Origin of the sequence: Klebsiella sp. CN_Kp097, assembly GCF_040064495.1 — a bacterium.
Lineage (GTDB): Bacteria > Pseudomonadota > Gammaproteobacteria > Enterobacterales > Enterobacteriaceae > Klebsiella > Klebsiella aerogenes.
In genome coordinates this window covers 49,855-63,295 of the sequence record NZ_JBEAIL010000030.1, presented here as the reverse complement: position 1 = coordinate 63,295, position 13,441 = coordinate 49,855, and the positions used below count along the sequence as shown (strand labels likewise).

The window sequence follows — 13,441 nt, the reverse complement described above, 5'->3', positions numbered from 1 at the left end:
AACCTGCGACCAATTGATTAAAAGTCAACTGCTCTACCAACTGAGCTAACGACCCACTCTGGCGTCGCTTTGGGCTTGTTCGATATCCCTTGGCAACGGCGGCATATATTACTGATTTCAGATTTCAGCGCAACTAAAATTTCGATAAAGATCACTTAACTGCTTGGGTTTCGTGCGACAAGACCAGAAATAACGCGATTTCTGGTCATGCCATAATCAACCCAGGGCGTTAAGGCGTTTTTGCGCTTGTTTCGCACCATCGGTGCCAGGGAATTTGCTGACTACCTGCTGGTAAACCGCTTTCGCTTTCGCGGTGTCGCCTTTGTCCTGCATGATAACGCCGACTTTAAACATCGCATCCGGCGCTTTCGGGGATTTCGGATAGTTTTTCACCACTGAGGCAAAATAATATGCCGCATCGTCTTTTTTCCCCTTATTGTAGTTCAACTGTCCGAGCCAGTAGTTGGCGTTCGGCTGATAAGTTGAATCCGGGTACTTCTTGACGAAGTTCTGAAACGCCACCATTGCGTCATCCTGGCGGGACGAATCTTTAACCAGCGCAATAGCCGCGTTGTAATCGGTGTTGGCATCCCCGGTCATCGCAGGCGCCCCGGAAGACGCCGCTGGCGCCGTACTGGTGGCAGCCGAACTTTGATCGCCGGAAGACGACGGAGCCTGCGCCTGCGCGCCTGCCGCTGCTGCTCCGCCACCGCTCGTCAGCCCGTCGATCTGTTGCAGAATCTGCTTCTGGCGTTCGACAATCTGATTGAGCTGATACTGATTTTCCTGAATCTGACCGCGCAGGGAATCAATATCGCTTTGGTTATCGGAGAGTTGTTGCTGGAGTTGGGTTAAAAGCTGGCTGTGAGCATTGGAAATACGCTCAAGTTGAGTGACGCGGTCTTCGACCGAGCCTGAGCCGACACTACTGATTGGCGCCTGAGCAAAAGCGGCCCAGGGGGCCGCTATGCCAACCAGTAACGACAGACTCAATAAATGATGTCTGAAGTTACTGCTCATGCAATTCTCTTAGTAAACCAGTACGGCGCGACGGTTTTTGGCATATGCCGCTTCGTCATGACCCAGTACTGCAGGTTTTTCTTTACCGTAAGAAACGATGGAAATCTGGTCAGCAGAAACACCTTTGCCCTGCAGATACATCTTAACGGCGTTAGCACGACGCTCACCCAGAGCGATGTTGTATTCCGGAGTACCGCGCTCATCCGCGTGACCTTCTACGGTCACTTTGTAGGACGGGTTGCTACGCAGGAAGTTAGCGTGCGCATCCAGCATTGCAGCGAAGTCAGAACGGATATCGTACTTGTCCAGATCGAAGTAAACGATGTTGTTCTGCTGCAGCTGCTGCATCTGCAGACGAGCTTGCTCTTCGGAAGACATGTTGCCGCCGTTAGCGTTAGCGTCCATACCAGTGCCGGCACCCAGCATGCCTTCACCGCTCTGGTCGTTGCTGGCGTTCTTGTTGGAAGAACACGCCGCGATTGCCATAACCGGCAGAGCGATCATCAGCCCTTTCAGCACTTTGTTCAGTTGCATTTCTTTGATTCCTTTAATAATCAATTATTTATTATCACAGATACGGCGACCAGGCAGGGAATTTTACCTGTCCATCAGTTGCCGGAAGACGCGCTTTGAAACGCCCATCTGTAGAAACCAGATTCAGCACGGATCCCATCCCCTGAGAAGAGCTGTAGATTACCATAGTGCCGTTAGGTGCCAGACTTGGCGTTTCATCTAAAAACGTTGATGACAGAACCTGTACACCACCCGCTTCCAGATCTTGCTTAGCAATGTGCTGCTGACCGTTGGCCGAGCTTACCATTACCATAATTTTACCATCAGCGCTGACGTCAGCATCCTGGTTCTGCGAACCTTCCCAGGTAATACGCTGCGGCGTACCGCCGTTGATGTTGACTTTATACACCTGAGGACGGCCAGCCTGGTCGGAAGTAAACGCCAGGTTCTGGCTATCCGGGAACCAGCTCGGTTCGGTGTTATTGCTGCGACCGTTAGTCACCTGACGAATCTGGCCGGAGCCAAGGTCCATCACGTACAGATTCAGGCTACCGGTTTTCGACAGTGCGAATGCCAGTTTGCTGCCATCCGGCGAGAAGGCCGGCGCGCCGTTGTGCTGCGGGAAGGAGGCAATCTGACGGACTGCGCCATTCGCCAACGTCTGAACTACCAGCGCGGAGCGGCCGCTTTCGAAGGTCACATAGGCCAGTTTAGAACCGTCCGGAGACCATGCCGGCGACATCAGCGGCTGTGATGAACGGTGAACCAGGAACTGGTTGTAGCCGTCGTAGTCAGAGACGCGCAGCTCATACGGGAACTGACCGCCGTTGGTGCGAACCACGTAAGCGATACGGGTACGGAAAGCGCCTTTAATTCCGGTCAGCTTTTCGAATACCGCGTCACTGGCAGTATGTCCGGCATAACGCAGGTACTGCTTGGTCACTTTGAAAGAGCCTTGTGACAGGATGGTACCCGGCGCACCGCCGGTATCAACCAACTGATAGGCAACCTGGTAAGAACCGTCAGGGTTTGGCGTCACCTGGCCTACGACCACGGCGTCAACGCCCAGCGCGGACCATGCTGCAGGTTGCACTTCCTGAGCGCTACCCGGCTGCTGAGGCAGGCGCGAGCGATCCAGCGGGTTAAACTTGCCACTGTTACGCAGGTCAGCCGCTACCACGCCGCCAATATCTTCAGGCGCAGCGCCTGGGCCAGCCCACTGGAATGGCACCACACCGATGGGGCGCGCCGAGTCCACCCCCTGGGTGATCTCGATGCGTACTTCTGCGTGCAGCACCGCCGCCCACAGCATCAAAAAACCAAATGCTACTCGTAATGCCTGCTTCATCATATCTCCCTTATCCGGGCGGAAAGCCCACGATAATTTAGCAGAATGTTAACAAACCCAAATACACAAAACTACCAAAACCCTGTGACTACCATAGATTGTTTTTCCCCGCTTGCACGGGGAAAAACGATTACAGTTTAAAGTCTAGTGTCGCATTTTTTATTTTCTCATAAACAGCCTGACTTGGCGGTTTAGGAATACTCGCAGTACGTGCTGCCGTTAATGCCGCCTGACACAGCGCAGGGTCGCCTCCTTCAGAGGTGATATCCTTTAATGTGCCGTCAGGCCCAAGGTTGATATGCAACACGCAACGCTTGCCTTGATAGAGGCTGGCATCATACAGGCGGCTTTGAATAGCCATCTGTATTTGCTTTGCGTATGCGCTGATATCAGCTCCCGTTGCCCCGCCGTTGGCGCCTGAGGCACCGCTATCTTTCGATGGCTGGCCGTTGCCTTTAGCGCCACCGCCGGTTTTCGGCGCATTCTTACCTGAGCTCAGGTCACCAAGCAGATCGTCAACACCGCTTGCTTCTTTAGCTGCAGCGGCTTTCTTGGCCGCGGCGGCCTTCGCGGCGGCGGCTTTGGCCGCTTTATCAGCCGCCGCTTTTTCTGCTGCGGCAGCTTTGGCGGCAGCGGCTTTTTCGGCTGCTGCGGCTTTTTCAGCAGCGGCTTTTTCCGCGGCAGCTTTCTGGGCAGCGGCTTTCTCAGCGGCGGCCTTTTCTGCCGCAGCCTGTTTCGCCGCTTCCTGCTGAGCTTTCTTCTCGGCCTGCTGCTGCGCTTTCTTCTCTGCATCCTGCTGAGCTTTTTTCGCAGCTTCCGCTTCGGCTTTCTTCTGCGCATCCGCGGCGGCTTTCGCCGCTTCGGCTTCCGCCTGTTTCTTCGCGTCAGCGGCTGCTTTGGCTGCCGCCTTAGCGGCAGCCGCTTCCGCGACTTTCGCCTGGGCATCGGCCTTAGCTTTGGCATCAGCAGCGGCTTTAGCGGCAGCTTCCTGCGCTTCTTTCGCCTGGGCATCTGCTTTCGCTTTTGCCGCGGCCGCCGCCTTGGCTGCCGCTTCTTCAGCCTGTTTTTGCTGCTCTTTCGCTTCTTTAGCCGCTTCCTGCGCCTGCAGACGTTCTTGTTCCATTTGCTTCAGGCGTTCCTGCTCGGCAGCCTGTTTTTCCCGCAGTTCCTCGGCCTGCTGCTGAGCCTGCTTTTCACGCTGCTCGGCCGCGCGACGCGCGCTGGACTGCTGTTGCTGCTGGCGGTTGTAGTTGTTGACTACCGCGCCAGGATCGACCATCACCGCATCAATGGACGAACCTCCGCCGCCGCCGGAAGTATCCAGATGCTCGTCGAACGAACTCCAGATCAGTAGCGCAATCAGAATGATGTGCAGCACCACTGAAACTATGATCGCTCGTTTAAGCTTATCGTTTTGTTCGGTTGCCTTTGACACTATCGGTTCCCAAAAACTGTTCGCCTGTTGCCGCTTAAAAGCAACGGCGGAATGCTATCGATATCCACCGCCGCTCGCTCCGCGGGCCGATTAAATAGGCTTGGTCATTAAGCCAACCGATTTAACCCCTGCGCTATGCAACAGGTTAAGCGCTTTAATGATTTCATCGTAAGGCACATCTTTCGCGCCACCGATAAGGAACACCGTCTTCTCGTTCGCTTCGAGTCGGCGCTTCGCTTCAGCAATGACCTGCTCCGGCGGCAGTTGGGACAACGTTTCCTGACCGACTTTCACGCTGTACTGCCCTACTCCGGAGACTTCAACGATAACCGGTGGTTCATCGTTGCTTTTCACCGCTTGCGACTCCGTGGCGTCCGGCAGATCGACTTCCACGCTCTGCGTAATGATCGGCGCTGTCGCCATGAAGATCAGCAACAGCACCAACAGGACATCCAGCAGCGGAACGATGTTAATCTCGGACTTCAGTTCGCGACGTCCGCGTCCACGTGCTCTGGCCATGGCTTACCCCTTATTGCTTTCGCTGCTGGTAAACGCCTGACGGTGCAGAATGGCGGTGAACTCTTCCATAAAGTTGTCGTAGTTCAGTTCAAGTTTGTTCACGCGCTGGTTCAGACGGTTGTAGGCCATAACCGCCGGGATGGCAGCAAACAGACCGATTGCCGTGGCGATCAGCGCTTCCGCGATCCCCGGCGCAACCATCTGCAGCGTCGCCTGCTTCACCGCGCCGAGGGCGATAAAGGCGTGCATGATCCCCCAGACGGTACCGAACAGGCCGATATACGGGCTGATGGAACCCACGGTGCCAAGGAACGGAATATGCGTTTCCAGCGTTTCCAGTTCGCGGTTCATCGAGATACGCATCGCGCGCGACGCCCCTTCGACAATCGCTTCCGGCGCATGGCTGTTGGCACGATGCAGACGCGCGAACTCTTTAAAGCCGCTGTAAAAAATCTGCTCGGAACCGGCGAGGCTATCGCGACGGCCCTGGCTCTCCTGGTACAGGCGAGACAGTTCAATACCGGACCAGAACTTATCTTCAAACGCTTCGGCTTCGCGGCTGGCGGAATTGAGGATACGCGTTCTCTGAATAATAATAGCCCAGGAAGCGATAGAAAAACCAATCAAAATCAACATGATAAGTTTAACCAGAAGGCTCGCCTTCAGGAACAAATCAAGGATATTCATGTCAGTCACTGCTTAAACTCCGCGACAATAGACTTGGGAAGCGCACGAGGCTTCATTAAGAGTGGATCAACGCACACAATGAGAACTTCAGCTTCGTTCAAAACTGTATTCTCGGCGTTGACGATTCGCTGCGTGAAAACCAAAGAGGTGCCTCGCATCGAGGTAATTTCCGTCTGGATTTCGAGCATGTCGTCGAGTCTGGCGGGCGCAAAATACTCCAGCGTCATTTTGCGAACGACAAAGGCAACTCGTTCAGCCAACAGAACCTGCTGACTGAAGTGATGGTGGCGCAGCATCTCTGTGCGTGCTCTTTCATAAAAAGCGACGTAACTGGCGTGGTAAACCACACCACCGGCATCGGTATCTTCGTAGTAGACCCGGACCGGCCATCGAAACAGCGTTGTATTCACTTTACATCCCGGTAATGCAAAAAAAGAGTAGTGCTTTCAAACTTCGCTACTATACGCGCGGGAATCGTGGTTTGGAATGGGAGAAAGTAAACGGCGAGTAAATTTTTATGGGCTTATGCAAGCCCATGCGGTTAACAGACTTCTCTTATACTCTTATCTTTCAAAAGAAGAAAAAGATCAGGCCTGCAAAGAGAACAATATCAGCGATAAGCGGACAGAAAATCCCCTGCCAGTGCACGGCTTTCGGACGGAAGCCCACACCGTGAATGACGCCGGCGCACACCGCCCACATCAGCAAGAAACCATGCCAGATTTCAAGCCCACTGGTCTTCGCCGCAAAGCGCGACGGGTCCCAGAAGATGCAGCCTGCCAGCAGCAGCGCCATTAATAAGGAAAGCGCCCTTAACGGGCGCTTGTCCATCATCGCGTAAAGGGTCGCGATAATTTTCATCAATGCTCTTCTTTACCTGCTTTGGTTGCTTCCACGTGCTCAAGCGCCAGCGCGGTAATCACCCCAAAGGCACAGGCAAGCAGCGTTCCCAAAATCCATGCGAAGTACCACATATATAGCTCCTTACCTTAGTACAGCGAGTGGGTGTTCTTTTCGATGTCTTCGCGGGTAATGCGGCCAAACATCTTCCAGTAACACCAGGTGGTGTAGCCGAGGATAATCGGCACAAACACGATAGCCACGTAGGTCATCACATTCAGCGTCAGCTGGCTGGAGGTGGCATCCCACATCGTCAGGCTCGCATTCAGCATCGTGCTGGACGGCATGATGAACGGGAACATCGCGATACCCGCGGTCAGGATGATGCAGGCCAGCGTCAGCGAGGAGAACAGAAACGCCATGGCGCCTTTATCTGCTTTTGTCGACGCGACGGTCAGCAGCGGCAGCACCACGCCCAGGGCAGGAATAGCCCACAGCGCTGGCATATTGTTAAAGTTAACCATCCACGCGCCGGCTTCACGCGCCACTTCTTTGGTCAGCGGGTTAGACGGACCGGTATGATCCAGCACCGATTTCACCACGTAACCGTCGATACCGTAGTAGACCCATACGCCCGCCAGCGCGAAGCAAACCAGCGTCACCAGCGCCGCCACCGTGGAGACGGTGCGGGTGCGCAGATGCAGTTCGCCTACGGTACGCATCTGCAGGTAGGTCGCGCCCTGCGTCAGGATCATCGCCACGCTGACGATACCCGCCAGCAGACCAAACGGATTCAGCAGCTGGAAGAAATTGCCGGTGTAGTACAGACGCAGATACTCATCAATATGGAACGGTACGCCCTGCAGCAGGTTGCCGAAAGCCACGCCGATAACCAGCGGCGGCACAAAGCTCCCCACGAAGATGCCCCAGTCCCACATGTTGCGCCAGCGGGTATCTTCAATCTTGGAGCGGTAGTCGAAGCCCACCGGACGGAAGAATAAAGACGCCAGTACCAGAATCATTGCCACATAGAAGCCGGAGAACGCGGCGGCGTATACCATCGGCCAGGCAGCAAACAGCGCGCCGCCAGCGGTGATGAGCCACACCTGGTTTCCGTCCCAGTGCGGGGCGATGGAGTTGATCATGATTCGACGCTCGGTGTCATTACGACCGAGGAAACGGGTGAGCATGCCCACCCCCATGTCGAAACCGTCGGCGACGGCGAAGCCAATCAGCAGGATGCCGATCAGTAGCCACCAGATTAAACGCAATACTTCATAATCGATCATTTGACGACTCCTGTCTTAACGTGCCGACTGAATAGCCGCGGAGGACTGTTCAAAGTGATAGCGACCCGTTTTCAGGCTGCTCGGTCCTTTGCGGGCAAACTTGAACATCAGGAACAGTTCAGCCACCAGGAACAGCGTATACAGACCGCAGATCAGCAACATCGAGAAGATCAGATCGCCCGCGGTCAGCGATGAGTTCGCCACCGCTGTAGGCAGCACTTCACCAATCGCCCACGGCTGACGGCCATATTCGGCAACAAACCAGCCCGCTTCAACGGCAATCCACGGCAGCGGCAGACCGAAGAACGCGGCGCGCAGCAGCCATTTTTTCTCGCCAATGCGGTTACGAATCACGGTCCAGAAAGAGGCGCCGATAATCAACAGCATCAGTACGCCGCACGCCACCATGATACGGAAGGCGAAGTACAGCGGCGCTACGCTCGGAATAGAGTCTTTGGTCGCTTTAGCAATCTGCTCTTCCGTGGCGTCGGCGACGTTCGGGGTATAGCGCTTGAGCAGCAGGCCATAACCGAGGTCTTTCTTAACATCATTGAACCGATCGCGTACCGCCTGATCGGTGGAACCGGCGCGCAGCTGTTCCAGCAGCGCATAGGCTTTCATCCCGTTACGAATACGCTCTTCATGCTGCGCCATCAGATCTTTCAGGCCGATAACCGGCTTATCCACCGAGCGGGTAGCGATGATACCCAGCGCGTAAGGGATCTGGATGGAGAAGTGGTTGGTTTGCGCTTCCTGATCGGGAATACCAAACAGGGTAAAGGCAGCCGGCGCCGGCTGAGTTTCCCATTCTGCTTCAATTGCCGCCAGTTTGGTTTTCTGCACGTCACCCATTTCGTAACCGGACTCATCGCCGAGGACGATAACGGAGAGGATAGCGGCCATACCAAAGCTTGCAGCAATCGCGAAGGAGCGCTTAGCAAAGGCGAAATCACGGCCTTTAAGCATGTACCAGGAGCTGATAGCAAGGATGAACATCGCGCCAGTCACATAGCCGGAGGCCACGGTGTGGACGAATTTAACCTGAGCAACCGGGTTCAGGACCAGCTCAGAGAAGCTGACCATCTCCATACGCATGGTTTCAAAGTTGAAATCCGATGCGATCGGGTTCTGCATCCAGCCGTTGGCCACCAGGATCCACAGCGCGGAGAGGTTAGACCCCAGAGCGACCAGCCAGGTCACCGCCATGTGCTGAACTTTGCCCAGACGATCCCAACCGAAGAAGAACAGACCTACAAAGGTAGATTCGAGGAAGAAGGCCATCAGACCTTCAATGGCCAGCGGCGCACCGAAGATATCGCCCACATAGTGAGAATAGTAAGACCAGTTAGTCCCGAACTGGAACTCCATGGTCAAACCGGTTGCGACACCCAGAGCGAAGTTGATACCAAACAACTTGCCCCAGAACTTGGTCATATCTTTATAAATCTGTTTGCCGGAAAGGACGTAGACCGTTTCCATGATGGCCAGCAGGAACGCCATACCGAGCGTTAGCGGCACAAAAAGGAAGTGGTACATCGCGGTCAAGGCAAACTGTAAGCGCGACAGTTCGACTATATCTAACATCATGACTCCTTGCTCATCGCATGAAGACTCCGAGAACGAACCCAAAATTCAGGTTCATACGCATGCCCCAATACAAAATTATTTGCTCCCTGGTACGTTACTGCTCATCTGGCGATGAAACAGTGCCCTCGCAAAGGTTACAAATACGTTAACGAAAAAACCAAATGATTCTCTAATATATTACGCCGCAATAACCTTACAATAAATAGGATTTTATTGTTCCAGCTTTACATTTTTCGACGGTGATCAATATATAGCGAAAATGCCCGGAATAGGCCAATTTGATTTGCGACAATTTAACGTTTTTTGGTGATTTTTTCCAAGGATTAAGCATTGATATAAATCAATTTTTTCTTCTTATGTTAATTATGTGGCGCAATAAAGAATAACGGTGAAATTGATGTTAAAAATGTGTTTAAAGTCTGCCGCTAGCGGTTACTAAAAAGGGGGGAATGAGAATTATAGGTAATATAATTTTAACTTTAACCAATTTAAGGCAAGAAATGATGCGATCCTAATAATGTTAGACCGGTCACACTATTTTTCCCAATCGAAATGCAAAAAAATAACGTCTGCGTTTTCCTGTTTATTTTCACATAAAATTAACCACCTCCCCTCCCCCGGACAAGCGGCGAGTGATTATTCCCAATAATATTCATCAAATCAATAGAATAGCGTTTTTTAACGTAAGAGAGCGCCTGCGGCTGACGACAAGGCAAAAAAAAGGCCACCTGACGGTGGCCAACCATGTCGAAATCGGACATTAGTCTGCTCCTGAGAGCAGTGAGGGTTTACTTGATGATAGCTTTCAGCGCTTCGCCGATATCCGCCAGGCTGCGAACGGTTTTCACACCGGCCGCTTCCAGCGCAGCAAATTTCTCATCAGCGGTGCCTTTACCGCCAGCGATGATGGCGCCTGCGTGGCCCATACGCTTACCTTTCGGCGCGGTAACGCCCGCGATGTAGCCGACAACCGGCTTAGTCACGTGCTCTTTAATGTAAGCTGCCGCTTCTTCTTCCGCGCTGCCGCCGATTTCACCGATCATGACGATCGCTTCGGTCTGCGGGTCTTCCTGGAACATTTTCAGGATATCGATGAAGTTGGAGCCCGGGATCGGGTCGCCGCCGATACCGACGCAGGTAGACTGGCCAAAGCCATAGTCGGTGGTCTGCTTAACCGCTTCATAGGTCAGGGTACCGGAACGGGAAACGATGCCCACTTTACCCGGCTTGTGGATGTGACCCGGCATGATGCCGATTTTGCACTCGCCCGGGGTGATAACGCCTGGGCAGTTCGGGCCGATCATGCGAACGCCAGCTTCGTCCAGCTTCACTTTCACGGTCAGCATATCCAGGGTCGGGATACCTTCAGTGATGGTGATAATCAGCTTAATGCCCGCGTCGATAGCTTCCAGAATGGAGTCTTTGCAGAACGGCGCCGGAACGTAGATGACGGTCGCAGTCGCGCCGGTGGCTTCAACGGCTTCACGCACGGTGTTAAATACCGGCAGGCCCAGGTGAGTGGTGCCGCCTTTACCTGGCGTTACGCCGCCAACCATCTGAGTGCCGTAAGCGATCGCTTGTTCAGAGTGGAATGTACCCTGGCTACCGGTAAAGCCCTGGCAGATAACCTTGGTGTCTTTATTAATTAAAACTGACATTATTTCCCCTCCACTGCGGCAACAACCTGCTGTGCTGCGTCCGTCAGACTTTTCGCTGCAATAATATTCAGGCCGCTGTCAGCCAGTTTTTTCGCGCCCAGTTCGGCGTTGTTACCTTCGAGACGTACAACAACCGGTACGTTAACACCCACTTCTTCAACCGCGCCGATGATGCCGTCAGCGATCAGGTCGCAACGTACGATACCGCCGAAGATGTTAACCAGAACCGCTTTAACGTTGTCGTCAGAGAGGATGATTTTGAACGCTTCGGTTACGCGCTCTTTGGTGGCGCCGCCGCCAACGTCGAGGAAGTTAGCCGGTTCGCCGCCGTGCAGCTTAACGATGTCCATGGTGCCCATCGCCAGGCCTGCGCCGTTAACCATGCAACCGATGTTGCCGTCGAGCGCAACGTAGTTCAGTTCCCACTGCGCCGCCTGAGCTTCGCGCGGATCTTCCTGAGACTGGTCGCGCATTTCACGCAGATCCGGCTGGCGGAACAGCGCGTTGCCGTCAGCGCCCAGTTTACCGTCGAGGCAGATCAGGTCGCCCTGCTTGGTGATAACCAACGGGTTGATTTCGATCAGCGCCAGATCGCGCTCCAGGAAGATGGTCGCCAGACCCATGAAGATCTTGGTGAACTGCTGAACCTGTTTACCTTCCAGACCCAGTTTGAACGCCAGTTCGCGACCCTGGTAAGGCATCGGGCCCGCCAGCGGATCGATGGCGATCTTGTGGATCAGGTGCGGGGTTTCTTCCGCTACTTTTTCGATTTCCACGCCGCCTTCGGTAGACGCCATGAACACCACGCGACGGGAGCTACGGTCAACAACCGCGCCCAGATACAGCTCTTTATCAATATCGGTCGCGGCTTCAACCAGAATCTGGTTTACCGGCTGGCCGTTAGCATCTGTTTGGTAAGTCACCAGGCGTTTGCCCAGCCAATGCTCAGCAAAAGCGCGAATCTCTTCTTTGCTCTTAACTACTTTCACACCGCCCGCTTTACCGCGGCCACCAGCGTGAACCTGACATTTCACTACCCACGGACCCGCGCCGATTTTTGAAGCGGCTTCTTCTGCTTCACGCGGAGTAGTACAGGCATAACCCACCGGCGCCGGTAAGCCATAGCGGGCAAAAAGTTGTTTTGCCTGATATTCATGTAAGTTCATGTGTTCAGTCCATCCTTCAGGTAATAATTATCTTTAAACCTGTAGGCCTGATAAGACGCGCAAGCGTCGCCATCAGGCATCTCATCAACGCCGGATGGCGGCGCGAACGCCTTATCCGGCCTACGGTAGGTAATACTCTTACTGACTACACGTCCAGCAGCAGACGAGTCGGATCTTCCAGCAGCTCTTTAATCGCTACCAGGAAGCCTACCGATTCACGTCCGTCGATCAGACGGTGGTCGTAGGAGAGCGCCAGGTACATCATCGGCAGAATTTCTACCTTGCCATTGACCGCCATCGGACGGTCTTTAATGGCATGCATACCCAGAATGGCGCTCTGCGGTGGGTTGATGATCGGCGTGGACATCAGAGAACCGAATACGCCGCCGTTGGTAATGGTGAAGTTACCGCCGGTCAGGTCATCTACGGTCAGCTTGCCGTCACGGCCTTTCACTGCCAGCTCTTTAATATTCTTTTCGATATCCGCCATGCCCAGCAGGTCAACGTCACGCAGCACCGGAGTCACCAGGCCACGTGGGGTCGAAACCGCCATGCTCACGTCGAAGTAGTTGTGATAAACCACATCGTCGCCATCGATGGAAGCATTCACTTCCGGGTAGCGTTTCAGCGCTTCAACAACCGCTTTCACGTAGAAGGACATGAAGCCCAGACGGATACCGTGACGTTTTTCGAACGCTTCGCCGTACTGCTTACGCAGATCCATAATCGGCTTCATGTTGACTTCGTTGAACGTGGTCAGCATGGCGGTAGAGTTTTTCGCTTCCAGCAGACGCTCGGCAACGCGTTTACGCAGACGGGTCATCGGTACGCGTTTTTCAGAGCGGTGGCCCAGTTGCGCAACCGGCGCCGCAGCAGCGGCTGGCGCTTTCGCTTCAGCTTTCGCCGGCGCGCTCGCCAGATGTTTCTCAACGTCTTCGCGGGTCAGGCGGCCGCCAACGCCGGTGCCTTTAATCGCCGCCGCGTCGAGGCTGTGTTCAGCCAGCAGACGACGGATAGCCGGGCTAAGCGCGTCGTTGCTCTGCTCTTCCAGAGACGCTTGCTGACGCTGAGCCGGGGTGGACTCTTTGGTATCAGCTTTCGCATCAGCGGCTTTACCGGCGCTGTTGCCTTCACGCAGGCGGCCCAGAATCTGACGAGACAGCACGGTGGCGCCTTCGTCTTCCAGTACTGCATCCAGAATGCCGTCCGCTGATGCCGGTACTTCCAGTACCACTTTGTCAGTTTCGATTTCGACCAGAACTTCGTCGCGGACTACCGCGTCGCCCGGTTTTTTGTGCCAGGTGGCGACGGTTGCGTCAGCTACGGACTCAGGAAGGTCGGGAACCAGAATATCTACGCTACTCATTGTGTATCCTTTA

15 protein-coding genes are annotated in these 13,441 nt (G+C 54.3%); all 15 read right to left on the bottom strand.

Annotated elements, in window-relative coordinates; translation table 11 throughout:
* Nucleotides 1-216: 216 nt before the first annotated feature.
* Nucleotides 217-1,020: a cell division protein CpoB gene (gene cpoB / locus ABLV07_RS22365; RefSeq protein ID WP_032714100.1), complete on the bottom strand. Its 804-nt coding sequence runs from the start codon at nt 1,018-1,020 to the stop codon at nt 217-219.
* A gap of 9 nt (nt 1,021-1,029) precedes the next feature.
* Nucleotides 1,030-1,554 (bottom strand): peptidoglycan-associated lipoprotein Pal, encoded by a 525-nt coding sequence (pal, locus tag ABLV07_RS22360; protein WP_004859700.1) that lies wholly within the window; start codon nt 1,552-1,554, stop codon nt 1,030-1,032.
* Nucleotides 1,555-1,588: 34 nt separating this feature from the next.
* Nucleotides 1,589-2,881: a Tol-Pal system beta propeller repeat protein TolB gene (gene tolB / locus ABLV07_RS22355; protein WP_015367659.1), complete on the bottom strand. Its 1,293-nt coding sequence runs from the start codon at nt 2,879-2,881 to the stop codon at nt 1,589-1,591.
* A gap of 130 nt (nt 2,882-3,011) precedes the next feature.
* The gene (gene tolA / locus ABLV07_RS22350) at nt 3,012-4,316 is read right to left on the bottom strand and encodes a cell envelope integrity protein TolA (RefSeq protein WP_015704770.1); all 1,305 of its coding nucleotides are present in this window, start codon (nt 4,314-4,316) and stop codon (nt 3,012-3,014) included.
* Nucleotides 4,317-4,406: 90 nt separating this feature from the next.
* The gene (tolR, locus tag ABLV07_RS22345) at nt 4,407-4,835 is read right to left on the bottom strand and encodes a colicin uptake protein TolR (RefSeq protein ID WP_015367661.1); all 429 of its coding nucleotides are present in this window, start codon (nt 4,833-4,835) and stop codon (nt 4,407-4,409) included.
* A 3-nt stretch (nt 4,836-4,838) separates the two neighbouring features.
* Nucleotides 4,839-5,531 (bottom strand): Tol-Pal system protein TolQ, encoded by a 693-nt coding sequence (gene tolQ / locus ABLV07_RS22340; protein WP_015704769.1) that lies wholly within the window; start codon nt 5,529-5,531, stop codon nt 4,839-4,841.
* Nucleotides 5,528-5,932 (bottom strand): tol-pal system-associated acyl-CoA thioesterase, encoded by a 405-nt coding sequence (ybgC, locus tag ABLV07_RS22335; RefSeq protein WP_004859689.1) that lies wholly within the window; start codon nt 5,930-5,932, stop codon nt 5,528-5,530. The genes tolQ and ybgC overlap by 4 nt, the downstream gene beginning before the upstream one ends.
* 160 nt (nt 5,933-6,092) lie before the next feature.
* Entirely contained in the window at nt 6,093-6,383 is a 291-nt protein-coding gene (ybgE, locus tag ABLV07_RS22330) for a cyd operon protein YbgE (RefSeq protein WP_015367664.1), read from the bottom strand.
* Entirely contained in the window at nt 6,383-6,496 is a 114-nt protein-coding gene (gene cydX / locus ABLV07_RS22325; protein ID WP_004100325.1) for a cytochrome bd-I oxidase subunit CydX, read from the bottom strand. The genes ybgE and cydX overlap by 1 nt, the downstream gene beginning before the upstream one ends.
* Before the next feature lie 15 nt (nt 6,497-6,511).
* Entirely contained in the window at nt 6,512-7,651 is a 1,140-nt protein-coding gene (gene cydB / locus ABLV07_RS22320; protein ID WP_015367665.1) for a cytochrome d ubiquinol oxidase subunit II, read from the bottom strand.
* A 15-nt stretch (nt 7,652-7,666) separates the two neighbouring features.
* Nucleotides 7,667-9,235 (bottom strand): cytochrome ubiquinol oxidase subunit I, encoded by a 1,569-nt coding sequence (gene cydA, locus ABLV07_RS22315; protein WP_015367666.1) that lies wholly within the window; start codon nt 9,233-9,235, stop codon nt 7,667-7,669.
* 602 nt (nt 9,236-9,837) lie between these two features.
* Nucleotides 9,838-9,999 carry a hypothetical protein gene (locus ABLV07_RS22310; RefSeq protein ID WP_080758832.1) on the bottom strand — a complete coding sequence of 54 codons (162 nt, stop codon included), beginning with the start codon at nt 9,997-9,999 and terminating at the stop codon, nt 9,838-9,840.
* 27 nt (nt 10,000-10,026) lie between these two features.
* Complete coding sequence (gene sucD / locus ABLV07_RS22305) at nt 10,027-10,896, bottom strand: succinate--CoA ligase subunit alpha (RefSeq protein ID WP_015367669.1); 870 nt, start codon at nt 10,894-10,896, stop codon at nt 10,027-10,029.
* Nucleotides 10,896-12,062, bottom strand: coding sequence for an ADP-forming succinate--CoA ligase subunit beta (gene sucC / locus ABLV07_RS22300; RefSeq protein ID WP_015367670.1), 1,167 nt, complete (start codon nt 12,060-12,062; stop codon nt 10,896-10,898). Before sucC ends, sucD begins: the two co-directional genes overlap by 1 nt.
* 145 nt (nt 12,063-12,207) lie before the next feature.
* Nucleotides 12,208-13,428 (bottom strand): 2-oxoglutarate dehydrogenase complex dihydrolipoyllysine-residue succinyltransferase, encoded by a 1,221-nt coding sequence (gene odhB / locus ABLV07_RS22295; protein WP_020079338.1) that lies wholly within the window; start codon nt 13,426-13,428, stop codon nt 12,208-12,210.
* Between the last annotated feature and the right edge of the window lie 13 nt (nt 13,429-13,441).